At 52.1% G+C, this 24,054-nt stretch carries 23 protein-coding genes; 1 reads left to right on the forward strand and 22 read right to left on the reverse strand.

What is annotated here, in order from left to right:
* Nucleotides 1-5 precede the first annotated feature (5 nt).
* Complete coding sequence (locus tag ACEPST_RS01655) at nucleotides 6-452, reverse strand: LytTR family DNA-binding domain-containing protein (protein ID WP_204120935.1); 447 nt, start codon at nucleotides 450-452, stop codon at nucleotides 6-8.
* Nucleotides 453-768: 316 nt separating this feature from the next.
* Here ACEPST_RS01655 and clpP point away from each other — a divergent pair, with 316 nt between their 5' ends.
* Nucleotides 769-1,365, forward strand: coding sequence for an ATP-dependent Clp endopeptidase proteolytic subunit ClpP (gene clpP / locus ACEPST_RS01660; RefSeq protein WP_125765551.1), 597 nt, complete (start codon nucleotides 769-771; stop codon nucleotides 1,363-1,365).
* 124 nt (nucleotides 1,366-1,489) lie between these two features.
* Here the strand turns inward: clpP and whiA are convergent, their stop codons facing one another.
* The 21 genes from whiA to pstC all read right to left on the reverse strand — a co-directional run bounded on the left by whiA (nucleotide 1,490) and on the right by pstC (nucleotide 24,053).
* Nucleotides 1,490-2,428 (reverse strand): DNA-binding protein WhiA, encoded by a 939-nt coding sequence (gene whiA / locus ACEPST_RS01665; RefSeq protein WP_203639822.1) that lies wholly within the window; start codon nucleotides 2,426-2,428, stop codon nucleotides 1,490-1,492.
* Between the two features lie 2 nt (nucleotides 2,429-2,430).
* On the reverse strand, nucleotides 2,431-3,444 hold the full coding sequence (locus ACEPST_RS01670) for a gluconeogenesis factor YvcK family protein (RefSeq protein ID WP_203644736.1): 1,014 nt from the start codon (nucleotides 3,442-3,444) through the stop codon (nucleotides 2,431-2,433).
* Nucleotides 3,441-4,325: an RNase adapter RapZ gene (gene rapZ / locus ACEPST_RS01675; protein ID WP_395390470.1), complete on the reverse strand. Its 885-nt coding sequence runs from the start codon at nucleotides 4,323-4,325 to the stop codon at nucleotides 3,441-3,443. The genes ACEPST_RS01670 and rapZ overlap by 4 nt, the downstream gene beginning before the upstream one ends.
* 539 nt (nucleotides 4,326-4,864) lie before the next feature.
* Complete coding sequence (locus ACEPST_RS01680) at nucleotides 4,865-6,517, reverse strand: FAD-dependent oxidoreductase (RefSeq protein ID WP_395390471.1); 1,653 nt, start codon at nucleotides 6,515-6,517, stop codon at nucleotides 4,865-4,867.
* Nucleotides 6,518-6,656: 139 nt separating this feature from the next.
* Nucleotides 6,657-7,202, reverse strand: coding sequence for an HdeD family acid-resistance protein (locus tag ACEPST_RS01685; RefSeq protein WP_203638906.1), 546 nt, complete (start codon nucleotides 7,200-7,202; stop codon nucleotides 6,657-6,659).
* 228 nt (nucleotides 7,203-7,430) lie between these two features.
* On the reverse strand, nucleotides 7,431-10,283 hold the full coding sequence (gene uvrA, locus ACEPST_RS01690) for an excinuclease ABC subunit UvrA (RefSeq protein ID WP_204120937.1): 2,853 nt from the start codon (nucleotides 10,281-10,283) through the stop codon (nucleotides 7,431-7,433).
* Nucleotides 10,284-10,303: 20 nt separating this feature from the next.
* Nucleotides 10,304-12,310 (reverse strand): excinuclease ABC subunit UvrB, encoded by a 2,007-nt coding sequence (gene uvrB, locus ACEPST_RS01695; RefSeq protein WP_204120938.1) that lies wholly within the window; start codon nucleotides 12,308-12,310, stop codon nucleotides 10,304-10,306.
* Between the two features lie 227 nt (nucleotides 12,311-12,537).
* Nucleotides 12,538-13,059, reverse strand: coding sequence for an acetyltransferase (locus ACEPST_RS01700; protein ID WP_204120939.1), 522 nt, complete (start codon nucleotides 13,057-13,059; stop codon nucleotides 12,538-12,540).
* Nucleotides 13,059-13,697: an HD domain-containing protein gene (locus tag ACEPST_RS01705; protein ID WP_203644711.1), complete on the reverse strand. Its 639-nt coding sequence runs from the start codon at nucleotides 13,695-13,697 to the stop codon at nucleotides 13,059-13,061. Before ACEPST_RS01705 ends, ACEPST_RS01700 begins: the two co-directional genes overlap by 1 nt.
* Before the next feature lie 158 nt (nucleotides 13,698-13,855).
* The gene (gene trxB, locus ACEPST_RS01710) at nucleotides 13,856-14,791 is read right to left on the reverse strand and encodes a thioredoxin-disulfide reductase (protein ID WP_204120940.1); all 936 of its coding nucleotides are present in this window, start codon (nucleotides 14,789-14,791) and stop codon (nucleotides 13,856-13,858) included.
* A gap of 70 nt (nucleotides 14,792-14,861) precedes the next feature.
* Nucleotides 14,862-15,767 (reverse strand): UTP--glucose-1-phosphate uridylyltransferase GalU, encoded by a 906-nt coding sequence (galU, locus tag ACEPST_RS01715; RefSeq protein ID WP_203638918.1) that lies wholly within the window; start codon nucleotides 15,765-15,767, stop codon nucleotides 14,862-14,864.
* A gap of 35 nt (nucleotides 15,768-15,802) precedes the next feature.
* Entirely contained in the window at nucleotides 15,803-16,816 is a 1,014-nt protein-coding gene (locus ACEPST_RS01720; RefSeq protein ID WP_125765539.1) for an NAD(P)H-dependent glycerol-3-phosphate dehydrogenase, read from the reverse strand.
* Between the two features lie 15 nt (nucleotides 16,817-16,831).
* Nucleotides 16,832-17,695 carry a prolipoprotein diacylglyceryl transferase gene (lgt, locus tag ACEPST_RS01725; RefSeq protein WP_204120941.1) on the reverse strand — a complete coding sequence of 288 codons (864 nt, stop codon included), beginning with the start codon at nucleotides 17,693-17,695 and terminating at the stop codon, nucleotides 16,832-16,834.
* Nucleotides 17,696-17,700: 5 nt separating this feature from the next.
* Complete coding sequence (gene hprK / locus ACEPST_RS01730) at nucleotides 17,701-18,636, reverse strand: HPr(Ser) kinase/phosphatase (protein WP_125765537.1); 936 nt, start codon at nucleotides 18,634-18,636, stop codon at nucleotides 17,701-17,703.
* An 88-nt stretch (nucleotides 18,637-18,724) separates the two neighbouring features.
* Entirely contained in the window at nucleotides 18,725-19,096 is a 372-nt protein-coding gene (locus ACEPST_RS01735) for a phage holin family protein (RefSeq protein WP_203638922.1), read from the reverse strand.
* A 1-nt stretch (nucleotide 19,097) separates the two neighbouring features.
* Nucleotides 19,098-19,433, reverse strand: coding sequence for a PspC domain-containing protein (locus ACEPST_RS01740; protein WP_204120942.1), 336 nt, complete (start codon nucleotides 19,431-19,433; stop codon nucleotides 19,098-19,100).
* Between the two features lie 504 nt (nucleotides 19,434-19,937).
* The gene (gene phoU, locus ACEPST_RS01745) at nucleotides 19,938-20,618 is read right to left on the reverse strand and encodes a phosphate signaling complex protein PhoU (RefSeq protein ID WP_204120943.1); all 681 of its coding nucleotides are present in this window, start codon (nucleotides 20,616-20,618) and stop codon (nucleotides 19,938-19,940) included.
* 11 nt (nucleotides 20,619-20,629) lie between these two features.
* Nucleotides 20,630-21,388 carry a phosphate ABC transporter ATP-binding protein PstB gene (pstB, locus tag ACEPST_RS01750; RefSeq protein WP_204120944.1) on the reverse strand — a complete coding sequence of 253 codons (759 nt, stop codon included), beginning with the start codon at nucleotides 21,386-21,388 and terminating at the stop codon, nucleotides 20,630-20,632.
* 14 nt (nucleotides 21,389-21,402) lie between these two features.
* Nucleotides 21,403-22,197 carry a phosphate ABC transporter ATP-binding protein PstB gene (gene pstB, locus ACEPST_RS01755; protein WP_374706459.1) on the reverse strand — a complete coding sequence of 265 codons (795 nt, stop codon included), beginning with the start codon at nucleotides 22,195-22,197 and terminating at the stop codon, nucleotides 21,403-21,405.
* A 42-nt stretch (nucleotides 22,198-22,239) separates the two neighbouring features.
* A complete protein-coding gene (pstA, locus tag ACEPST_RS01760; protein WP_203644703.1) occupies nucleotides 22,240-23,124 on the reverse strand; it encodes a phosphate ABC transporter permease PstA in 885 nt (294 codons plus the stop codon).
* Nucleotides 23,124-24,053: a phosphate ABC transporter permease subunit PstC gene (gene pstC, locus ACEPST_RS01765; protein WP_204120946.1), complete on the reverse strand. Its 930-nt coding sequence runs from the start codon at nucleotides 24,051-24,053 to the stop codon at nucleotides 23,124-23,126. Before pstC ends, pstA begins: the two co-directional genes overlap by 1 nt.
* Nucleotide 24,054 lies beyond the last annotated feature (1 nt).

Genomic DNA, 24,054 nt, shown 5'->3' on the forward strand with positions numbered 1-24,054 from the left:
AGCACTTACCCCTTTTCCTCTAATGCGTCCTTCAACGCCTTGTAATACCGGCGCGACACGTAAATTTGTTTATGCGACTGTTGAAATCGTACCAAATTTCCGGTCACCGACTTGGTCAGCGACAAGATTTGGTTGCGATTGAGGATGGCTGATTTGGAAATTCGTTGGAAAGTCACCGGTAGGCTTTCGGCCAACTCATACAGCGGTTGCCGGGTCACGAAGACCGCATCGGCCGTATGGACCATGACCTGGTGATCTGCCGCCTCTAAGAAAAGAATGTCCGCTACGGCCACTTGCACGTTCTGCCCACGTTGCCGCAGCGTCAACCGCTTGGGCGTGGTGCCGACGGTGTTGAGTGCCGCCATCACTTGGCTGAGATCGGTATTAGCCGCCGCACGAATCGTCACCTCGGGTTCGCTTACCGTGTCGTCGATTTCCACGTGAATTTTCAATCTGCCACCCCCTTTCGTTGTTCTTAGTAAAACATATCCCAATTGAAAAATAAATAGACTGGTCGCAACTGGTTATTTAACCGGCGCAAGTGGTCACAACTGACTGAATACTCACGCTTGATGGCATTAGCACTCTACCGATTGACTGACAGAATACGTGACGTTTGGCCAAACTCTGTTATGATAGTTTTAGTCAAAAGGTTCAGGGTTCATCAGCGAGTCTTTTCGTTTGACCTACTCTGACCATAGCGGTACACTAACAACATGTTAGCAAAACGCTAGCCATTTAATTGTTAATAAGGGAGGCTATCTTGTCATGAATTTAGTACCAACAGTTATCGAACAATCATCCCGTGGCGAACGGGCCTATGATATCTATTCACGACTCTTAAAAGACCGGATCATTATGTTGTCTGGTCCAATCGAAGATGACATGGCAAACGCCATCATTGCGCAGTTGCTCTTCTTGGATGCCCAAGACTCCACTAAGGACATTTCACTTTACATCAACTCACCAGGTGGGGTCGTTTCTTCCGGCTTAGCCATTTACGATACCATGAACTTCATCCAATCCGACGTGCAAACGATTACGTTGGGGATGGCAGCTTCCATGGCCAGTGTCTTGGCTTCATCCGGGACTAAGGGCAAGCGGTTTGCTTTGCCTCACGCCCAAGTGATGATTCACCAACCATCCGGTGGTGCCCAAGGCCAACAAACTGAAATTGAAATTGCTGCTCGCGAAATCTTGAAGACGCGTCAATTGATCAACAAGATTTTGGCTGACAACTCTGGTCAACCCGTTGAACGTCTGAACCAAGATACTGAACGGGACAACTACTTGAGTGCCCAAGAAGCCGTTGATTATGGTTTAATCGACCACATCATGACGAATAGTAGTGAACAAAAGAAGTAAACTTGTTTTAACGATAGATAGTACTGGCCCTCGGGCCGGTGCTATTTTTTTGCGCTCATTTTTTCAGCGTAAAATTGGCCAGAAAAAAAGAGCCCGGAAATAGTCCTGGACTCTTCACTACTGCCTAAGCCGTCGCTTCTTCGCGCAGCTGTTTGGCATAATCATTAATTTTACGCAACCGGTGATTGATACCTGATTTGGAAATCGGACCGCCGGGTACCAGGTCGCCTAGCTCCTTCAAGCTAACTTCCTGGTGCGCCATCCGTGCTTCAGCAACTTCCCGCAGCTTGATGGGCAGTTGGCCCAAGCCGACCGTCGCATCAATGAACTGAATGTTATCGAGTTGACGAGTCGAGGCGTTGGCCACCTTATCCATGTTGGCGTTCTCGCAGTTGACCAAGCGATTGACCGAGTTACGCATGTCCCGCATGATCCGGACATCTTCGAACCGTAGCATGGCCGTCGTGGCGCCAATCAGTGACAGGAAGTCGGCAATCTTTTCGGCACCCTTCAGGTAGGTGATGTACCCACTCCGCCGCACGATGGTCCGCGCATTGAGGTCGTAACGGTTCATCATCTCCGCAATCATCTGGTTATGTTCCTCGTATAGTGAGTAGATTTCCAAATGATAACGGCTGGTCTCGGGATTATTGACGGAACCACCGGCGAGGAAGGCCCCGCGGAGGTATGACCGCACCCGCATGTCATCGTTTAAAATGTCATCGGGCACGGACTCTAGCAATTGCATGCCGTCGAAAATCCCTAGGTCGGATAAGACTTCCGTGACGCCGGTCTTGACCCGCACGATGTACAGGTTATTTTTCTTTAATTTCATCTTGCGCCGGACCAACAGTTCACTTTCCAAATCATAGAACTGTTTGAGCAGCTGGTACATCCGCCGGGCAATCGCTGGATTTTCCGTTTGGACGTTCAAGACAAAGTGGTGGTTCGCGAGCCCTAAAGCACCGTTCATCCGGATCAACGCGACCAATTCGGCTTTAGCGTTGTCTCGGTGGACCTCCAGGGTGGTTAATTCTTTCTTGACTTCACTGGCATATGACACCGTTAAGGCCTCCGTTTCATTCGATAGCGCGGTTGCCCACTCAGGTTCAAGAGCTCATGAACGACCTCTTGCCCGTTGTGGAACGCCCCGTTATCGCGTAATTGTAAAAAGTCGGTCGAAATGACCCGGCACCCCTGATCACGGAGTCCCTGAAAATCATGCCGAACGGGTTGAGACATTTCATCCCAACGTTGGTAATCAATGTACTGGTCGGGCACCTTGCGGGTGTTGACCAATACGGTATCAATAAAGTTTGCGTTTAAATGTTCATTCAAGACGCGCACGTGATCGGCGTCGGTAAAGTTTTCCGTTTCGCCCTTCTGCGTCATGATATTGCAGATGTAAACGACCTCGGCGGAACTATCCCGCACCGCATCCCCCACGCTCTTGATCATCAGGTTAGGCAGGATACTGGTAAATAAGCTCCCGGGCCCTAACACGATTTGATCCGCGTTCATGATGGCATCGATCACGGGTTGGACGGCTTGCGGCTGGTCATGGTGGTCACTGGTTTCGACCCAGACTCGCTTGATCAGCTTGTGCGCGGCCGTGATTTCTGACTCGCCACTGAGCGTACTGCCATCAGCGAACTGCGCATGCAATTCCAGTGGCTCGTCCGCGGCCGGGTAAATGTGGCCGTTGACCCGCATCAACTGGGATAATTCCTGCACGGCATCAAAAATACCCCCCCGCATTTCTGACAGGGCGGCAATGATGAGATTGCCAATGGCGTGACCCGCAAAGAAATCGTCCGTCGTTTCAAACCGGTACTGGAATAAGTCTTTATAAATGTCTGGGACTTCCGCCAACGCCACCATGACGTTACGGATATCTCCAGGCGGCACAACGTTCACGTAATGCCGGATGATGCCGGAGGAACCCCCGTCATCAGCAACGGTCACGACTGCCGTGATATCAACATCTTGATCGCGTAAGTTGCTCAAGATGACTGGTAGCCCCGTGCCCCCGCCAATGACCACGATTTTGGGCCGGCGGCTGTTTGTTAGGTCTCTCATGATCGATTAGCGGACTCCTTTCGTTTGTTGATATCCCGATGGGTGACGTGCACGGGGTACGTGTCTCCGAGGGCCTTGCCAATGCGTTGCGTCAAGGCGACCGAGCGGTGTTGCCCACCGGTACAGCCAATCGCAATCGTCAGGCTCGACTTGCCCTCTTTTTTATAACCGGGCACGATGGACGTCAACAGGCCGACGAAACGCTGATAGAAGTCTTCCGTTTGCGGTTGACTCATCACGTAATCATAGACCGGCTGATCCAGCCCGGTTTGTTCCCGTAGCTCGGGAAGATAGTACGGATTCGGTAAGAACCGGACGTCCATCACGATGTCGGCATCGATGGGCAGGCCGTATTTAAAGCCAAACGACATGATCTCGATGTGAAACGTGTGGGTGGTTTCCGTTTCGTAGTTATGAAAAATTTCTTCCCGCAACTTCCGCGGGCTTAATTTTGTGGTATCAATGACCAACTGCGCTGCCTGACGAATGGGGGCCAGCAAGGTGCGCTCGCGCTGAATTCCCTCCATCACCCGGCCATTTCGCGCCAACGGATGGGAACGCCGGGTCTCCTTGTAACGGGACACCAGCTCCTCGTCCGAGGCGTCTAGGAAAAGCACCTGGGCGTTCATGGTCCCGTGAACCGCCACATCGTTCAGCATCCGGACAATTTCGTCATAAAGTGCGCGTGAACGCAGGTCAATCACTAACGCAATCTTGGACAGCTTCCCCGACTCGCGAACCAGGTCCCAAAATTTCGGTAGCAACGAAGGCGGCATGTTATCAATACAAAAGTAGCCTAAATCTTCAAAGCTTTGCATGGCGACGGTCTTGCCGGCCCCACTCATCCCGGTGATAATGACCAGGCGAATATCTTCTGTCATGGCTCTCCTTTGCTCCTTTTCGAAAACAATCTTTATGCAGTATAACACACCGGGTGTGTCTTTTCCTAACGATTCTCTTAAATTCACCGGTTTTTGGAAGCTTACCGGCTTTTCATGGGGGACGTTGGATGGGGTCAGGGCGACGACACCGCCATGACTTGAGGCGATTTAAAAACACGAGGTTAGGACGGCGGTCCTCCTCGTGTTTTTTAACTGGCTTACCTAACGCAGCTGTATCCTCTATTGCTGAAGCTAAGACGCCCGTCCCTAAAGTTTGGGACGACCACACCAGTCTACCTACTTCCGGTAACCATCGAAAGTGTGAGTGACCAGAGGTGAATCAAGGTTCCCCGCTGTGTCGATGTTCTTAGCTGAGTGCTTTATTCTCAGCTTAGAACATGAGGCGTCCTTGGAAACTCGCGACCTTCAGCGAGGTTTCAAGGCGAGGTGGAAGCCCGCTTCTCAGGCTGGAGCCGCCCTCCATAGAGGGGTACCTTGAATTCACCGCCGGGAACGGACGCGTGGCTAATTTTCAATAGTTAGTCGTAGAGGAGCTCGTCTGGGCGGACCGTGTGATACAGCGAAAAGCCCCCATCCAAGTTAACCACATCAAACCCATGCTGCTTCAAAATCCGTTCGGCCACGTAACTCCGGTGACCGCTCTGGCAGCTGACAATGTACGCCTGCTGCGGATCTAATTCCCCTAGCCGGTCACGCAGCTGGTCGAGCGGAATGTTCCGGGAGTCTGGGAAGTACCCCTGCGCCAATTCATCCGGATTACGCACGTCGATAAGCTGGCGCCCGGCCACCTCATTTTCCTTGAGCGCAGACCACTGAATGTTGTCGCTGAAGCCTTCAACCACGTTTAACGCGGCGTACCCCAGCAGGTTCACGGGGTCCTTAGCCGAGCCAAACGGTGGCGCATAGGACAACTCCAACTCCGGTAGGTCCGCGACCGTCAGATGTCCCTTGATGGCCGTGGCCAAAACGTCGATGCGCTTGTCCACGCCACTCGGCCCAACCCCCTGTGCGCCGTAGATTTCGCCGCTATCCGGGGCAAAAAGGAGCTTTAATAAGAGCGACTGGCTACCGGGGAAGTAGCTGGCGTGATTGTCTTCGCGCACGTGAACCGCTCGAAACGGCACGCCTTGATTGCGTAGGTCGGCTTCGTTCAGCCCGGTCATCGCCGCAGTTTGCTCAAATACCCGTACAATAGCCGTGCCGATGCTCCCGCGGTTCCGCCGGGGATGGCCGGCCACGTTATCTGCCACCTGGCGGCCCTGCCGATTGGCTGGTGATGCCAATGAAATGAGCGCGTTCTGCCCAGTCAGTTGTTGCTTGACCAGGATGGCATCCCCCACCGCGTAAACGTCAGCGGCACTGGTTTGATAATAATCGTCAACCACGATGCCGCCGTGGTCACCTAACCTGATGCCACTGCTGGCAAGGAAGTCCGTGGCCGGCCGCACACCGACCGTCAACAAGGTCAGATCCGTTTGCAGTTCAGTCTCATCATCCAAGACCAATGTCCGACCCGCGTGGCGGAAGCCCTGGACTGCGTGCCCGGTGATGACCCGGACGTCATGGGCCGCCAGTGTCCGCTGAACGCCCGCTGCCATTTCCTCATCCAACGGTGGCAAGAGGTGTTGATGCTGTTCCACAAGGGTCACGGCCAGGCCCCGTTGACGCAGGGCCTCGGCCATTTCTAAGCCAATAAAGCCACCACCCACTAACGTGACGCGCTGGGCGGCTGTGGCGTTGAGTTGCGCCATGATTTGGTCTAAATCCGGAATATTGCGCAGAACCCAGACGTTTTTCGCGGCGGCCAACCCGGCTAATTCGGGCACGACTGGCACGGCGCCGGGCGCTAAAATCAGACGGTCATAAGCTTCGACCCGTTCCTGTCCCTGGCTGACCACGGTCACCGTATGCTGCTCTGGATCAACGGCCGTTACCCGATGATTCGTCCGGACATCGATAGCGAACCGTTGCCGTAACTTTTCGGGCGTTTGAACTAGGAGATCTTCCCGGTCACTGATTTCACCGGATAGGTAAAAAGGCAGGCCACAGGTAGCGTACGACACGTAGGGCCCCTGTTCCAGCACCACAATTTCTGCCGTCTCATCTAACCGCCGTAGTCGTGTGGCAGCGGCCATACCACCGGCCACGCCCCCAACAATCACAATTTTCATATTCAAGCTCCTTTCGAGATACCCCCGCAGGTATGTAACTTTCTTCAGTATAGCCGACCCATGAGCGGGCGCAACTATTTTGCCAATCAGTATAAAAGAAAAGCCGGCAAACGATTTCCGTTTACCGACTCAACTAGGATTAAGACCGACTGCGCGCAATGGCAATCCAAATGGCGTTCACGCCAAAGACCGCAAAGAAGAACGCAATCAACACGTTCAACGATAAGGCGGCCGCAATTGGGTGAATGAAGAGCATGATGCCGACGATTAAGGTCACGACATCTAAAACGACCGACAGCCAGAACCAAACGCCCCCAAAATCTCGAAGGTGACTGGCGACCAGCAGGCGTTCAATGGAGTCAAAAATAAACCACAGGGCAAATAAGTAGCCCAATGTGACGATGGCACTGTTCATGTCAAAGAAGAACACCACCGCAATCAGAATATCCAGGACACCAAAAACTAACGCAAAGTTAGCCCGTAATCCGGTTGCATCATGCAATTTTTTATAACCCGCAATCGTGGTCAACCCACTCAACAGTGCCATGAAGGCAAAAATAATGGCTAATCCGGTTAGCCCGATCTTAGGTGAGCGCATTAAGCCAAACGCGGCAACGATGAATAGAATACCGAGAATGAACTCGCCCCAGTCAAAACCCCAACGGGATCGATTCATATTAAACATAGTCTGCATCTCCTCACAATTCCGGTCAAGTGGCGACCGGCTTTCAATCATTGTACTGGTTTTTCAGCCCGTCGACAAGTTCCACCCCCACCTAAATGCCGGGCAAACCGTGAACGGTCAACGTTACCCCATTTTATAACAATTTGATGACTAACCGACCGGATTAGAAAAGCAGCTCGTGACCCGCACAAAGGCGTGAGTCATGAGCTGCTACTGATTGGCATTTCGTTAAGCTTGATCTTCCTTGGTCCGGGCGGTATCGCGTACCAGTACCGGCTTCAGGTATTGACCCGTATAGCTCTCACTGACCTCGGCCAGTTCTTCGGGCGTCCCGGTCGCAACCACGTTACCCCCGGCTTCCCCACCTTCAGGACCCAGGTCGATCAGGTGATCGGCCGTCTTGATGACGTCCAGGTTATGTTCGATGACTAACACCGTGTTGCCCTTGTCGACCAGGCGATGCAGCACGACCAACAGGCGTTTGATATCATCACTATGCAACCCAGTTGTGGGTTCGTCCAGGATGTAGAAGTTCTTCCCGTTCTGTTGCTTGTGCAGTTCGGAGGCTAACTTCATCCGTTGGGCTTCCCCACCGGACAACGTGGTGGCTGGTTGGCCTAATTTAACGTAACCCAAACCAACGTCCTGAATCGTCTGTAGCTTCCGGGTAATCTTAGGAATGGCTTCGAAGAACTTGAGGGCTTCACTGACCGTCATGTTCAAGACGTCAGAGATGTTCTTCCCCTTGTATTCAACTTCCAAAGTTTCGGAATTGTACCGCGTCCCATGACAAACTTCACAAGGCACGTAGACGTCGGGTAGGAAGTTCATTTCAATCTTCAAGATTCCATCACCGTGACAGGCTTCACACCGACCACCCTTGGTGTTGAAACTAAAGCGGCCCTTTTGATAGCCCCGCAGCTTCGCATCATTGGTCTGCGCAAAGAGCGTCCGCACGTCGTCAAAGACCCCGGTATAGGTCGCCGGGTTACTCCGGGGCGTCCGGCCAATGGGACTCTGGTCGATATCTACCAGTCGTTCAATGTTTTTGACCCCGGCGATGCTCTTGTACTTACCGGGCTTCTCGGAGTTGTGATTCAACTTCTGGGCCAAGGCCCGCTTCAGAATCGTGTTAACCAGCGTCGACTTCCCCGAACCAGAAACCCCGGTCACCACGACGAACTCACCTAACGGAAAGTCGACCGTAATATCCTTCAGGTTGTTTTCAGCCGCACCGGTAATTTCGATGGACTTGCCGTTGCCAGCGCGTCGTTCCAACGGTACCGGAATGTACTGCTTGCCGGCTAAATACTGGCCCGTCAACGATTTGCGTGAACGCATGACCTGCTTAGGCGTGCCGGCAGCCATTACGTGGCCCCCGTTCTCACCCGCACCAGGACCAATGTCCACAATGTAATCGGCGGCCCGCATGGTATCCTCATCATGCTCAACGACGATCAGGGTGTTCCCCAGGTCGCGCATTTGCTTGAGTGAGGCAATCAACCGGTCATTGTCCCGTTGGTGCAACCCAATTGAGGGTTCATCTAAGATGTAGAGCACCCCGGACAGGTTCGAGCCAATTTGTGTAGCCAACCGAATCCGTTGCGCTTCCCCACCGGACAGGGTCCGCGCCGAACGACTGAGCGTGAGGTAATCCAGCCCCACGTTCCGTAAGAACGTCAACCGGTCGCGAATTTCCTTCAGGATGGGTTGGGCAATGACTTGGTCCTGCTCCCCAAAAGAAAGGTCCTGGAAGAAAGCCAATTCCTTTTCAACGGGTAACTCAGAGACTTCACCAATATGTTGGTGATTGATTTTGACACTCAAAGCTTGGCGGTTCAACCGGAAGCCGTGGCAGGTCTGACAGGTTAATTCGGTCATGTACTTGCGCATCACATCACGGGTAAAGTCGCTGTTAGTTTCGTGGTAACGCCGGTCGATGTTCGGGATGACCCCTTCAAATTCAACGTCCACGTCACGCACGCCACCAAAGTCGTTTTCATAATGGAAATGGAATTCCTTACCTTGTGACCCATAGAGCACTAGGGCTTGGTCATTCTTGGAGAGCTTTTCAAATGGGATATCCATATCCACGCCAAAAGCGTCACAAGCCTGTTCCAGCAAGGCTGGGTAGTACTGTGAGCTAATGGGATTCCAGGGCTCCAAGGCGCCTTCGCGCAGCGTCTTAGTTCTGTCGGGAACGACCAGATCAAGGTCGACCTCCAGCTTGACCCCTAACCCATCACAGTCCGGGCAGGCCCCAAACGGCGCGTTAAAGGAGAACAGCCGGGGTTCGAGTTCCCCCACCGTAAACCCACAGACCGGGCAGGCGTAGTGTTCGGAGAAAATCATGGGGTCACCGTCGATCAGGTCGGCGATGGCATAGCCACCACTCAGGCGCAAGGCGGCTTCGAATGAGTCAAATAACCGAGAACGAATGCCCTTCTTGACCACGACCCGGTCAATCACAATGGCAATATCGTGGTTCTGATTCTTGTTCAGTTCGGGGACTTCGGACAGGTCCATGGTTTCACCATCTACGCGAACCCGAACGAAGCCTTCGCGTTGAATCTTTTCAAAAATTTTCTTATGCTGGCCCTTTTTACCCCGGACGATGGGCGATAAAATCTGCATCTTCGTCCGTTCAGGCAAGGCCAGGACTTGGTCGACCATCTGTTCAACACTCTGGCTGGTAATCTGGGTACCGTCGTTGGGACAGATAGGTGTCCCGACCCGGGCCCACAGTAGGCGCAGGTAGTCATTGATTTCGGTCACCGTTCCGACCGTCGACCGGGGGTTCTTTGAGGTCGTCTTTTGGTCAATGGAAATGGCCGGACTGAGCCCATCAATGGAATCGACGTCTGGTTTGTCCATCTGTCCTAAGAACTGCCGCGCGTACGATGACAGACTCTCAACGTAACGGCGTTGGCCTTCCGCGTACAACGTATCGAACGCCAATGAACTCTTCCCGGAACCAGACAGGCCACTAATGACGACCAATTTGTTCTTCGGGATCGTCACGTCGATATCCTTTAAGTTATGGGCCCGCGCCCCGTGAATCACGATTTTATCGTTTGCCAAATTGAAATCTCCTCACTAACCTAATCACCGATCTCAGTCTTCATGTCCATGATGGTATCCCGGAGCGAAGCGGCTTGCTCAAAATCGAGCTTCTTAGCAGCGGCCCGCATCTCGTCTTCCAACCGAACAATCAGTTTTTCTTGATCTTCCTTAGTCATATCTTCAAAGTCGCTGGCCACGAAGTCATCCTTCTCGTCAGCGTTATCGTTCTTCTTCGTGACCGCAATCAAGTCACGAATTGGTTTAATAATAGTCGTTGGGGTAATCCCATGCTTCTTGTTATAAGCAATCTGAACTTTCCGCCGCCGGGCCGTCTCATCCATAGCAGCTTGCATGGACTCCGTCACCTTATCGGCATACAAAATAACGTGCCCGTGGGAGTTCCGCGCGGCCCGCCCAATCGTTTGGATCAACGACCGTTCGTTCCGCAAGAAGCCTTCCTTGTCGGCATCCAGAATCGCAATCAACGAAACTTCTGGGATATCGATTCCTTCCCGCAACAGGTTGATGCCGACTAACACGTCGTACTTACCCAGTCGCAGGTCCCGCATAATTTCGGTCCGCTCCAACGTCTTGATGTCCGAGTGTAAATAGGCCACCTTGATACCCAGATCCTTCAGGTAATCCGTCAGGTCTTCGGACATCTTCTTGGTCAGTGTCGTCACAAAGGTCCGCTCATTCTTTTCAACCCGAGCGTTGATTTCACCCACCAAGTCATCCATTTGGCCCATGATTGGCCGGACCTCGATGGTTGGATCCAACAAACCGGTTGGCCGAATGATCTGTTGCACAACGTGGTCGGTCTGCTCCTGTTCGTAGGGGCCTGGCGTGGCTGACATGTAAACGACTTGGTTAATGTGCTGTTCGACTTCATTAAGCTTCAATGGTCGGTTGTCCAGTGCACTTGGCAGCCGGAAACCGTAGTCCACCAGCTGTTGCTTCCGGGCACGGTCTCCGTTGTACATCCCCCGCACTTGGGGCATGGTGACGTGAGATTCGTCGACGACCATCAAGAAGTCCTTGGGGAAGAAGTCCAGTAACGTGTAAGGCGGTTCCCCTTCCTTACGACCGTCCATCCAGCGTGAATAGTTTTCAATCCCACTGGTGTAACCCATTTCCCGCATCATTTCGAGGTCATACGTGGTCCGCTGCTTCAGCCGTTGGGCTTCCAACAACTTCCCACCGTTCTCGAGTTCTTCGACCCGATCCTTGAGCTCGCCTTCGATGCCCGCCGTAGCCTTCGCCATGATGTCATCGTTGGTCATAAAGTGGGTCGCTGGGAAGATGGCCACGTGTTCGCGGTCGCCCACGATTTCACCGGTCAGGGCATCCACCTCACGAATCCGGTCGATTTCATCGCCGAAGAACTCGATCCGTAGCGCCCGTTCGTCCCGAGACGCTGGGAAAATTTCAACGACATCCCCGTGAACCCGAAACCGGCCCCGCTGGAAGTCGTAGTCGTTGCGTTCAAATTGAATATTCACTAATTTACGTAACAGGGCGTCCCGTTCAATCTCTTGGCCGACCCGCAAGGAAACCACGTGATTCTTATACTCGGTTGGATCACCCAAACCAAAGATAGACGAGACAGACGCCACGACAATCACGTCGTTGCGTTCCAGTAACGAACTTGTCGCCGAGTGACGCAGTTTATCGATTTCATCATTGATGGATGAATCCTTTTCGATATAGGTATCACTCGAGGGCACGTAAGCTTCCGGTTGATAATAATCATAATAACTAACAAAGTATTCCACCGCGTTATTCGGGAAGAACTGTTTGAATTCCCCGTAGAGCTGTCCCGCTAACGTTTTGTTGTGGGACAACACCAGTGTTGGTTTGTTCACATTTTTAATCACATTAGAAATGGTAAACGTCTTCCCGGTCCCGGTAGCCCCCAACAGAATCTGGGCCTTCTCACCAGACTCGATACCCTGGGTCAATTTGCTAATGGCCTCGGGCTGATCCCCGGTAGGTTGATACTTGGACACCAAATCAAACTTACGGTCCGTTTGTCGATCAATCATGAATGGTAACCTCCCTGCTACTGTTATTTTCACTGTGCTGGCTGGAAATCCTGACTGTCACCAGTCACGCTTTCCTCGCCGCCACGCGCCAGTTTCATTTGTTGCCAGGCCCCGCCAGCGCGGCGGAAATGCCTGCAATCGCAAAAAGAGTCTGGACGTAAATCCAAACTCATTACGCTAAAATATTTTACCATACCGAACATACTTTCGCCAGTTTGGCGACCTACTTAAAATTTGTCCTGGTAAATCGTCACGTTGGCGACCCGGTCACCCTTCACGAGGGCGGTCGTCTGCATCGCGGCTAGCCCGCGGTCTTCCCAGAATTGCTTCATTTGCCGGTCGCCCATGAAGACGCTTAACTGGAGTTGCACCGCACCAGCGGCCTTTAACGTCTCGACCAAACTCGCATAAAAGGCCGCGGACTGTTCCGCACTGACCGTCTTAGCTGGCAACCACATACCCAGCCAAACCAAACTTGGTAGCGGGTAGTCGATGATCAAATCGACCAGCACCTGCAACTCACCATCCTGGAAAATGCCCAAGTAGGCCTTCTGCTCCGGCTGTGCGTTCAGTGGGATGTCCGTCACGTCTTGAATGGCCTCTTGCCGGGTCACGGGATGCTCCTGAAAATGGGCAAAGTATTCCGGATGGCTGGCCTGAAATTGGTAGATCAGCGTGTCATCGTCATGCGTTAACGGCCGCACACTGGCGCCGTCCAATCGTTGATTCCAAACTTCTGCTAATTTCATTAGGCGTTATCCTCCAATAATTTATCCGTCAACTGCGCCAACTTCTGTCGGTCACTAAAGTCTGCTGCTAACATTTCTGGCAATACCTCGGCTAAGAAGTACTGAACACAAGCCATCTGATTGAATTTCAAAATCGTGCTCAGGCTTTCCCGGTAAATTTCGGTGAAGACGGGTTCCGGATTTCCCTTTTGAATTTCGCCAAAGGATTCGTAAAGCAAGTCCACCTTGTCGGCCACGGAAAGGATCTGGCCCTCCAGCGTGTCATCCTTCCCCTCACCTAAGCGGCGGGTGTAGGCAGCTTGAAACTGTTCGGGAATCTCATTTTGAATGAAGTTAGCCGTCAAGGACGTTTCCACGTCGGCTAACATCTGGCGCAATTGCGGCGTCGCGTACTTCACGGGCGTCTTGATGTCGCCGATAAAGCGCTCGGTGTAGTCGTGATTCAAGGCCTTCTCGTACAGCAGCCGCCAGTTGATATCATTCCCGGCTTGCTCCTCCACGTCGCCTAAAAATTGCGCGACTTCTGCCACTTTAAACGAGTGGGCGGCCACGGAGTGTTGCTCAAATTTAAAGTATCCCGGTGCCCGGTCGATTGTTTCCAAGTCACTCAAACTTTGCAAAAATTGATTCATGCCCATAATTCAGTTCAGCTCCCTCAAGTCAGTGATTACCGTCGGGGTGGTTGCCCCAACAGATTCTAAAGTTAGCTTACCACTCTTTTCGGTTTCAATTCACCTATTGTACCAAATAAAAAACGGGACCCACCCGCGAAGGCGTTCCCGTTTCCATTCAATCTTTATTTAGCTGCAGCGGCTTTTAAGTCTTCGATGAAACTGAAGGCTTCTTGGCCCGCGATACCACCATCGCCGACCGCCGTCGTGATCTGCCGCAAATCTTTTTGCCGCACATCGCCGATAGCGAAGATGCCAGGAACAGATGTCCGCATGTGTTCGTCGGTCTTGATCCAACCAGCGTCGTCCGTGATGCCCAAGTCCTTGAACGGATCGGTCATTGGTAAGTTCCCCACGTAAATGAAGACCCCACTCACAGCCTTTTCGCCAGTTTCACCAGTCACGTTGTTCTTCGTGGCCACACCAGTCACCTTCATGTCGTCACCCAACACTTCGGTCACGCTGGTGTTCCAAACAAATTCGATCTTGTCGTTAGCGAATGCCCGATCCTGGATAACCTTTTGGGCCCGCAATTGGTCACGCCGAACGTAAACCGTGACCTTAGAAGCTAATCCAGAGAGGTAGATGCTTTCTTCGACAGCGGAATCCCCGCCACCGATCACGGCAACTTCACGGTTCTTAAAGAACGCTCCGTCGCAGACCGCGCAGTAGGAGACACCCCGGCCACCGAATTTATCTTCGCCAGGCACGCCCAGCTTCTTGTATTCGGAACCGGAACCGATGATGACTGCCTTGGCAGCGTAATCACCGTCGTCGGTCTTAACCACCTTGTGGTCGCCATGATCTTCAATAGCTTCAACACTACCGTAAGCAAACTCAGCGCCAAATTGCGTTGAGCCTTCGTACATGTCCTTGGCCAAGTCGGGTCCGAGAACGGACTTGAACCCAGGATAGTTTTCAATGGCAGCCGTGTTGTTCATTTGGCCCCCATAGATGCCGCGATCCAACATTAAAACGGATAAGTTGGCCCGTGAGGCGTACAGCGCTCCGGTCATCCCACCGGGGCCGGCGCCGATTACAATCACATCATAATTCTTCAAGCGTAACGCTCCCTTCCACTCTTGCCTTGATGATAGAGACCACTTTACTATTAAAAAGTAAGTTTGTCACCTATTTCGACTTGGGAGCCTTCTCGTCAGCCTTGGCTAACTTAGCGCCCAACTCTTTGATGTAGGCCCGGAGTTGGTCTTTCGTTTCCGGATGGTTCAACCCATATTCGATGTTGGTTTGAATCCAACCGAATTTATTGCCGACGTCAAACCGCTTGCCCGTGTACTCGTGGGCAAACACGCGTTGCGTCTTGTTTAAGTTATCAATGGCATCCGTTAATTGGAGTTCATTGCCCAAGCCGACTGGCGTGTTTTCCAAGGCTTCAAAGATTTCTGGAGTGAATAGGTACCGGCCAATAATGGCTAAGTCACTAGGCGCTTCATCCGGTTGGGGCTTTTCCACAAAATTCGTGACGTTGTACAGGCCTGGCGCCGTTTCCTCGGAAGGATTAATCACGCCATACTTCGCCGTATCTTTGTGTGGGACCCGCATCACAGCCAGCGTAGACGCCCCGGTTTCTTCATACCGGTCGATCAATTGCTTGGTCAAGGGTACCTTGCTGTCGGTCATGTCGTCACCCAACATCACGACGAAAGGTTCGTCGCCGATGAAGGCCTTGGCCGTCAATACGGCATCCCCCAAGCCCCGTGGATAGGGCTGGCGAATAAAGTAGAGATTCATGCCCGTGGTTTCTTGAACCTGACGTAAAAGGTCATCCTTATGCTTGGCTTCCAAATTCGCTTCCAATTCCGGGTTGGAATCAAAGTGATCTTCAATCGAGCGCTTAGACTTGCCATCCACGATCACGATATCTTCAATGCCAGACTTCCGGGCCTCCTCAACGATGAATTGAATCGTTGGCTTGTCCACGATGGGCAACATTTCCTTCGCTAACGCTTTGGTTGCAGGTAAGAAACGGGTTCCCAAACCCGCCGCTGGAATCACTGCTTTTCTAACTTTTCTCATAGTAATAAGATCCTTCCTCGTATCCCCAGAAATTTTTAAAATTCAGACCGACCCTCACGTTGCATCAGATCAGAGATAGCGGCACGAATATCCTTGCCTTCGTAAATAACTTGATAGATGGCTTCCGTGATTGGCATGGAAACGCCGCGTTCACGAGAAAGTTCGTAAGCGGCCTTAGTCGTTGCCAAGCCTTCGATGACCATGCCCATGTGGTTGATGACGTCATCCAACGCCTCACCGCGGCCCAGTTCATCGCCGGCCCGCCAGTTCCGTGAATTAGAACTCGTGGCAGTCACGATAATGTCACCGACACCTGACAGCCCAATGAAGGTCATTGGGTCAGCCCCAAAGGAGGTCCCTAACCGAGAAATTTCGGCCAGGCCCCGGGTCATCAAGGCAGCCTTGGCGTTGTCGCCGTAGCCTAACCCGTGTAAGGCACCAGCACCCAAAGCAATGATGTTCTTCAGTGCGGCCCCAATTTCGACCCCAATAATATCGGGGTTGGTGTAAACCCGGAAGTAAGGTGTCATGAACAGTTTTTGCACGTATTTAGCCGCGTCGGGACTCACACTAGCCGCCGTGACCAGGGTAATATCCTTGCGCGCAACGTCTTCTGCATGACTAGGACCAGACAAGACGGTTACGGCCTTGCGGTTAGCTGCGGGAATCTCTTCCTCCAACACTTGTGACAGCCGCTTGTAAGTCTTCTGTTCGATCCCTTTGCTGGCGTGAATCAGTTCAGGTTGTAAGTTCTTAGCCTTTAAGATTTCAGCAACTTGGCCCGCCACGGAACGAATGGCCTTGGTTGGCACAACAAACAAAATGGCATCCACGCCATCCAGGGCGCTCGCCAAGTCGGAGTAAGCCACTAACGACGGAGAGAAAGTAAAGTCCTTAATGTAATGCGTGTTCGTATGCTGCTGGTTTAATTCCTCAACTTGTTTGGGATTGTACGACCAGAGGCGGACGTCATGACCATTTTCGTCCAAAACGCTCGCTAAGATTGATCCCCATGAACCGGCACCGAGTACTGCAATTTTCTCTGACATAGTAATGGATTCTCCTTATTTAGAAAGATTAGTTTTTTCTTGAAACGGATTTCCGTCAAGGTAAGCGATTGGTGGTGTGGCCGCCCGTCGCCGGGATACCCAGAGAATCAGGGCACCCACAAACAAGATGATCGACAACATTTGTGACACCCGGATGACGCCCAACAACATCAGGCTATCCGTCCGCATGCCTTCAATAAAGAACCGGCCAAATGAGTACCACATCACGTAGCCCAGGAAGACCTCACCCTGCTTGAAGAGCTTGGGATAGTGACGCAGGCTCATCAAAATGACGAAGCCCATCAGATCCCAGGTTGACTCATACAAATAGGTGGGCTGGCGGTAAGCCCCGTTGATCAACATTTGATTGATGATCCAGTTAGGCAGATGGAGCCCCTGCAGAAAGGCCAGACTGGTGATACGGCCAAAGGCTTCCTGATTCATAAAGTTTCCCCACCGGCCAATGGCTTGGCCCAAAATAACGGTCGGCGCGGCCACGTCCAGCATCAACCACACCGGAATGAACCGGGAGCGGCAGAAGAAGTACACGACCAGTCCGGCCCCAATCAGCGAGCCGTAGATGGCGATACCCCCATCCCAAATTGCAATGATCTCACCGGGATGGTGCTGGTAGTACGACCACTGAAAAATAACGTAGTAAGCGCGGGCCGCAATCAAAGCAGCTGGCAATGCCCAGAGAATCATGTCGTAAATATCATCCGATTTGATTCCCCGGCGGTCGCCCTCACGCACTGCCAGAGTCACCGCAATGATGACCCCGGTTGCAATAATGACGCCGTACCAGTGGACTGCAATCGGTCCGAGGTGAATGGCGATGGGGTTCAGCGCCGCCACAATAGGTGAAAAGATAACGCCCATCTCCCTTATGATTTATTTCCGTTTTGCTTAATTAAGCGCTTTAAGTTTTCATCAAAGACTTTGGTGGCATCGTAGCCCATTGACCGTGCCCGGAAGTTCATGGCTGCGGCTTCAATGATGATGGCCAGGTTACGCCCAGTCTTAACGGGAATACTGATTTTGGGCACCACGACATCAAAGAAGCGTTGTGTCTCATCATTATTACCAAGACGGTCAAAGTGGTTATCGTCCTTCCAGAGTTCCAGGTGGACAATCAAATCGATGTCCGTTTCACTCCGGACGGCGCCGGCACCAAAGAGGTTCATCACGTCAATGATACCAATTCCCCGAATCTCAAGCAGATGGCTCAAAATGGCTGGGGCGGCCCCCACTAGGGTCTGTTCATCCTGCTGGTAAACTTCGACCCGGTCATCGGCAATCAACCGGTGCCCCCGTTTAACCAGTTCCAACGCGGTTTCACTCTTCCCAACACCAGAATCACCGGTAATCATGACCCCAACCCCGTAGATATCCACGAGAACCCCGTGAACGGATTGACGTTCGGCTAATTTGCCTTCCAAAAAGTTGGTCATGTTACTGAGAACCCGCGACGTGGTGAGCTTGGTCCCTAAGATAGGGATTCCCGCCTCAGCAGCAGATTCCTTGAGTTCTTCTGGCGGATCCAGTTGCGTGGAAATCACAAATGCGGGTGTCTCAGGTTGACACATTTTCCGCATCACATCGAGCAATTTCTTGTGACTCATGCCCTTTGCAAATGACGTTTCGGTGATTCCTAGTAACTGAACCCGTTTTGCTGGATAGTAATTAAAATAACCGGTCAATTCCAATCCCGGCCGGGAAATATCGCTGGTCGTAATTTGACGGTCTAGATTTTCTTCGCCGGAATACACATCTAAGCGGTTGGCTTTGACGAGTTCGGCAACCGTGACACTTTCTGTCATGGGCGCTCCTCCTTACTGCATAGTAAACTACTTTAATTTTAGCACTTTCCCGTAGGAACTCCCACCAAATTAAACCGGTGACCGCAAGTTATCCTCGGGCAAAGTGGTCGCTGATAATCGCGTTACATAACGACATGATCACCGCAATGATCAGGGTCGTGCCAAACGAGCTGAAGGCAAAGTTGGCGCCAACGAACGCTGAGGTCAACTCGAGCATAGCAGCGTTCAGCACAATACTGAACAGGCCCAGGGTCAAAATGGTAATCGGTAGCGACAACACGAAGAGAATCGGCTTAACCACCGCATTCAACAGGGCCAGCACGAAGCTCGCCAGTAAGGCAATCCAGACACTGGAGACGTAGAAGCTATTTTGAAATGACCCGGCCAGCGAGCTCTGGAAAAAGCCGGCTAATGCCAGGAAGATTAACGCGTTCACAAAAATTCTTGGCCAAAACCGCACCCTACTCACCGTCCTTGTGAGAATCCTTGACGTCCTGTTCCGTGACGTCGTGAATCACCTTACGCCCGGTATGCTCGGGTTCCTGTTGGCCTCCGCCCCGGAATAGATCCCGGAAGTTAGGCGTTGCTGGCTGTGAATCATCCAGCGGCATGAAGGTCATCACGACCACGTAGACCAATAGGCCCAAGACGCCGTGAGTGGGAATCGCGAGTGAAACCAAGACGTAGATCAACCGTAAGAGGTTGGCGTTCCAATTAAAATATTCTGCAATGCCGCCCAATACCCCACCAACTAAGCGGTTAGTACGGGAACGGACGAAACGTTTCTTTGCTGCCATAGGCGAACACTCCTTTTTAATTACCTCATAAACATTTGAAATATATTAACTGACAAACTCCCTATAAACCCACTAAGTCATCGGCTAGGCGACCACGTTAGCTGTGGGTTAGCAACGTTAGCCGCAGGGAGAGTGAAAATGGTCTCAGCCGCGGGAATTGCCTTATCGGCGAACTAGGCCGATTAGGCAATTGATATCTTTGAGACATCCTGATGGCTCAAAGTAAGCGCGGAGACCGCTCTTTGGCTCCGGGCGTTCGCCCACAGCGTTCCGGACCATTTTCACTCTCCCGAAGGCCTGCACAACGCACAACACACGGCTTACGATTAAGTGCTTCTATCATATCCGAAATTACCTTAGTAAATCCAGTAATCTCGCGATTGATTGCTGTTTTTCAGGCTCACTAGGGCAAGAATAACGAAAGCGGCCACTGAAAGCAAGTCTTCAGTGGCCGTTCTCATCAATCTTCAGTTTAGATTAAGCTTTCACGCTGGCTGCAACGGATTACGCCGTTTCGCCATCCTGACTTGCCGTGTTCAATTCGATGATCTGCCCGGACTTCAGGTAAACGATCCATTCACAGACGTTCGTCACGTAATCCCCAATCCGACTGAGGTCTTGGGCCACGTTCAAATAAATGGACGCGCCTGTTTCAAACGCCGGGTCGCTACGCATCTGGGCGTAGCTATCAGCCCGCACCTGGTGGTTGAGCTGATCAAGTTTCCGGTCGACATCGGCTAGTTTCCGCGCTTCGTGGTCGTTCTTATCCACGTATGCGGCCAAGACGTCCTTGACCATCTGAGTCGTCATCAACCCCATCTGGTTCAGTAGCTGTTCTAAGACGGGAATCTTTTGCTTCGTGCCAAACTTAATCGTGGCGTGCGCAATGTTCCGGGCGTGATCCCCGGCCCGTTCCAGCTCCGACACGGCCTTTAAAATCGTCACAATTTCTCGCAGGTCCGTGGTGACGGGTTGGTACAAGGCAATCATTTCAAACGTTTTCTTTTCCAGAGCAATTTCACGTTCGTTAATATCATGGTCGTGGTCAATGATCTGTTGCGCGGCAACGGCATCCCGGTTGGTAAAGGAACTCACCGCCTGCTCAATCGTTTCACTGACCAGCATCCCCATTTCAGTAAAGTCAGCGTCTAATTCAGCTAACTCATCATCAAATAATCTGCGCATATCCTGCCTCCTTACCCGAAACGACCACTAATGTAGTCTTCTGTCTGCTTGTTCGCTGGGTTCATAAAAATATTCTTCGTTTGATCCACTTCAATCAGCTCCCCGTTCATGAAGAACGCGGTCCGGTCCGCAATTCGGGACGCCTGCTGGAGGTTATGGGTCACAATAATAATCGTATAATCGTGCCGTAAATTCAAGAGGGTTGCTTCAATTTGGCTACTGGACACGGGATCCAGGGCACTCGTTGGTTCGTCTAGCAAGATGATTTCTGGTGACACGGCTAAGACCCGCGCAATGCAGACCCGTTGCTGTTGCCCACCGGAAAGAGCCAGGGCACTTTCATGCAGGTGGTCCTTGACTTCATCCCACACGGCCGCCTGCCGCAAAGATTTTTCAACGACGGCGTCTAACTTTTCCTTGTCCTTTTTGCCAGCAATCCGCAGACCATAGATCACGTTGTCGTAGATGGAAAATGGGAATGGATTAGGTTGTTGGAACACCATGCCAATTTCCTTGCGGATCTGCACCGTGTCTGCACTGGGGGCGTACAGGTCGTCGCCCTTGAACTTAATGGTCCCGGTGATCGTGACGTTTGGAATCAAATCGTTCATCCGGTTAAGGGTCCGCAGGTAAGTGGACTTGCCACATCCCGATGGCCCAATCAATGCGGTGATGCCCTTTTCATCAAAGTTTAAATTGATGCCCTTCAAGGCTTCCTTATCACCATAGTATAAGTGAAGATCCTGCGTCGTCAAAATTTCTTCTTTCATTATTTCTCCTCCTCTTAGCCGAAGTTCCCCGACACGTAATCACTGGTCACCTGCACCGACGGATTGGTAAAGATATGGCTCGTGGTGTCGTACTCCAACACCCGTCCCTGATTGAAAAATGCCGTATATTCACTGATCCGCGCGGCCTGTTGCATGTTGTGGGTCACAATGATAATCGTGTAATGCTCCTTGAGTGACAACAACGTGTCTTCCAGTTGCCCGGTCGACACCGGATCCAACGCACTAGCTGGCTCATCCAACAAGAGGATGTCTGGCTTGATGGCAATGGCGCGGGCGATACACAACCGCTGCGCCTGACCACCGGAAAGCGCCAACGCACTCTTATTCAGGTCGTCTTTGACCTGGTCCCAGAGTGCCGCCTGCTTGAGCGACGTCTCCACGATTTCATCTAACTTATGTTTACCGGTTACCCCCCGGAGTCGTAAAGCAAAAGCGATGTTATCGTAAATTGACTTGGCAAACGGGTTTGGTCGTTGGAAGACCATCCCCACCCGACGCCGCATCTCGTAGACGTCAATGCTGGGCTGGTTGATATCAACGCCGCGGTACATGATTTTTCCCGTCACCGTGGCGATGCGATCATTCATCCGGTTCAACGACCGCAAGTAGGTCGACTTCCCCGAACCGGAAGGCCCAATCAAGGCCGTGATTTGATTGCTGGCAAACTCCAGGTCACCTTCAAATAAGGCTTCCTTCTTGCCATAGTACACGTGGAGGTCTTCCGTGGAGAGAATGACGGGATGGTCCGGATCATTGAGCTTAATCACGTGTCGCTCTTCCATGGCCATCGCATTTTTTACATCGTTATTCACAAACATGGTTTTCCTCCTCTACGCCGACGTCAGGCGCTTATACAAACGTTTACCCAGGTAACGGGCCGCAAAGTTGAACAGTAGGATGGCAATCACCAAGACGGCTGATGACCCGGATGAAATGGCCTTGGCGTCCGGCATGATGCCTTCCGAATTAATTTTCCAAATGTGAACGGCTAAGGTTTCTGCTGGCCGCATTGGGTTCAGTGGACTGGAAATGTTAAACGGATTCCAGTCGGTGAAGTCCAAGGCCGGGGCGCTCTGGCCCGCCGTGTAGATCAACGCAGCGGCTTCCCCAAAGACCCGGCCAGCACTCAGGATGACTCCGGTCAGGATACTGGGTACCGCGGCGGGTAAAATTACCCGAGTAACGGTCTCCCACCGAGACAGCCCGAGTGCCAGGCCCCCTTCTCGTTGCACGTCACTGATGGTGCGTAAGGAATCTTCAATGCTCCGGGTTAGCAGCGGCAAGTTGAAGAAGGTTAGTGCAAAGGCTCCGGACAAGATGGAAAAACCTAGGTGCAGCTTGACCACGAAGAACAGGAAGCCAAACAACCCAACGACAACGGAAGGCAGCGAACTCAGAATTTCAATCGCCGTTCGAATCGTGGTCGTGACCCAATTATCCTTGGCATATTCATACAGGTAAATGGCAGCACCCAAGGCAATGGGAAAGGAAATCAGCATGGCGAGGATCAACAGATAAAAGGAATTATACAGTTGAATCCCAACGCCCCCACCCTTCAGGAACGCCTTCCCCGGTGCGGTCAGGAAGTGCCAGCTTAACTGTGGCACCCCACTGACCAAGATGTAGCCAAGCAGGGCTAACAAAATCAGAACGACCAATCCGGCAATTCCGTAGAGACCGCCAATGGCAATCTTATTTTGCGTTTTGGAATTCATTATTGTAAGCGCCCCTTTCGACCAATCAAGCGAATAATTAAGTTAAAGACTAATGACATGAATAACAGAACCAGTGCCAGGGACCACAGCGCATTGTTTTGCAGCGAGCCCATGACGGTGTTCCCGATACCCGTCGTCAGAACAGACGTCAACGTGGCCGACGGTGAGACCAGACTATTTGGCATCAGTGCGGCGTTCCCAATCACCATTTGCACGGCTAAGGCTTCACCGAAGGCCCGCGCCATCCCGAAGACGACCGCTGTCATTAACCCGGGGGTCGCTGCGCGCAAGACCACCTTGTAGATGGTCTGCCACTGCGTCGCTCCTAAGGCTAAGGAAGCCTCCCGGTAGTAACGGGGCACGGCGCGCAAGGCATCCGCACTCATTGACGTCACTGTTGGGAGAATCATCACAAAGAGCACACAGGTTCCGGAAAGAATCCCGAAACCACTGCCGCCAAAGATGGCCCGGGTAGTCGGAACCACCACGGAAAGCCCGATAAACCCGTACACCACGGAAGGAATCCCCACTAGGAGTTCCGTCACCGGTTGGAGAATCTTGGCCCCTTTATTGGGTGAAATTTCATTCATAAAGACCGCCGTGCCAATTGCAAATGGCGTGGCCACGATGGCCGATAAAATCGTAATTAAGAAGGACCCGACAATCATGGGTAATGCCCCAACTTCAGGCTTGCCGTTGGCCCCGTTGACCCCGGGGTTCCAGCTCTTGCCGGATAAAAAGTCCCAGAGGCTCACGTGGTTACTCGTAAACGTTGCAATCCCTTTGGAGGCCACAAAACCAATGATGGCCACGACGACCGCAACAATCAGCATCAGCGCCGTTAGACTGACCAGGCGCCCCCAAATTTCTAACTTGGCGGCCTTGGAACGACGCTTCAGCTTGGCTTCTAATTGTTCAGTTGTTTTCATG

The sequence above is a fragment of the Levilactobacillus sp. FUA 3915 genome (assembly GCF_044053135.1).
Taxonomy (GTDB): Bacteria; Bacillota; Bacilli; order Lactobacillales; family Lactobacillaceae; genus Levilactobacillus; species Levilactobacillus lanxiensis.

Coding starts and splice junctions, on each gene's coding strand:
- clpP (WP_125765551.1), top strand. CDS start 769: ATGAATTTAGTACCAACAGTTATCGAACAATCATCCCGTGGCGAACGG.
- ACEPST_RS01700 (WP_204120939.1), bottom strand. CDS start 13,059: ATGAAATTAGCAGAAGTTTGGAATCAACGATTGGACGGCGCCAGTGTG.
- ACEPST_RS01680 (WP_395390471.1), bottom strand. CDS start 6,517: ATGAAAATTGTGATTGTTGGGGGCGTGGCCGGTGGTATGGCCGCTGCC.
- pstB (WP_204120944.1), bottom strand. CDS start 21,388: ATGAAAGAAGAAATTTTGACGACGCAGGATCTTCACTTATACTATGGT.
- hprK (WP_125765537.1), bottom strand. CDS start 18,636: ATGACAGAAAGTGTCACGGTTGCCGAACTCGTCAAAGCCAACCGCTTA.
- phoU (WP_204120943.1), bottom strand. CDS start 20,618: ATGCGCAGATTATTTGATGATGAGTTAGCTGAATTAGACGCTGACTTT.
- lgt (WP_204120941.1), bottom strand. CDS start 17,695: ATGGGCGTTATCTTTTCACCTATTGTGGCGGCGCTGAACCCCATCGCC.
- pstC (WP_204120946.1), bottom strand. CDS start 24,053: ATGAAAACAACTGAACAATTAGAAGCCAAGCTGAAGCGTCGTTCCAAG.
- ACEPST_RS01670 (WP_203644736.1), bottom strand. CDS start 3,444: ATGAGAGACCTAACAAACAGCCGCCGGCCCAAAATCGTGGTCATTGGC.
- ACEPST_RS01705 (WP_203644711.1), bottom strand. CDS start 13,697: ATGGGCATGAATCAATTTTTGCAAAGTTTGAGTGACTTGGAAACAATC.
- ACEPST_RS01740 (WP_204120942.1), bottom strand. CDS start 19,433: ATGGCAGCAAAGAAACGTTTCGTCCGTTCCCGTACTAACCGCTTAGTT.
- pstA (WP_203644703.1), bottom strand. CDS start 23,124: ATGAATTCCAAAACGCAAAATAAGATTGCCATTGGCGGTCTCTACGGA.
- ACEPST_RS01685 (WP_203638906.1), bottom strand. CDS start 7,202: ATGTTTAATATGAATCGATCCCGTTGGGGTTTTGACTGGGGCGAGTTC.
- rapZ (WP_395390470.1), bottom strand. CDS start 4,325: ATGACAGAAGATATTCGCCTGGTCATTATCACCGGGATGAGTGGGGCC.
- pstB (WP_374706459.1), bottom strand. CDS start 22,197: ATGGCCATGGAAGAGCGACACGTGATTAAGCTCAATGATCCGGACCAT.
- galU (WP_203638918.1), bottom strand. CDS start 15,767: ATGAGAAAAGTTAGAAAAGCAGTGATTCCAGCGGCGGGTTTGGGAACC.
- ACEPST_RS01720 (WP_125765539.1), bottom strand. CDS start 16,816: ATGTCAGAGAAAATTGCAGTACTCGGTGCCGGTTCATGGGGATCAATC.
- uvrB (WP_204120938.1), bottom strand. CDS start 12,310: ATGATTGATCGACAAACGGACCGTAAGTTTGATTTGGTGTCCAAGTAT.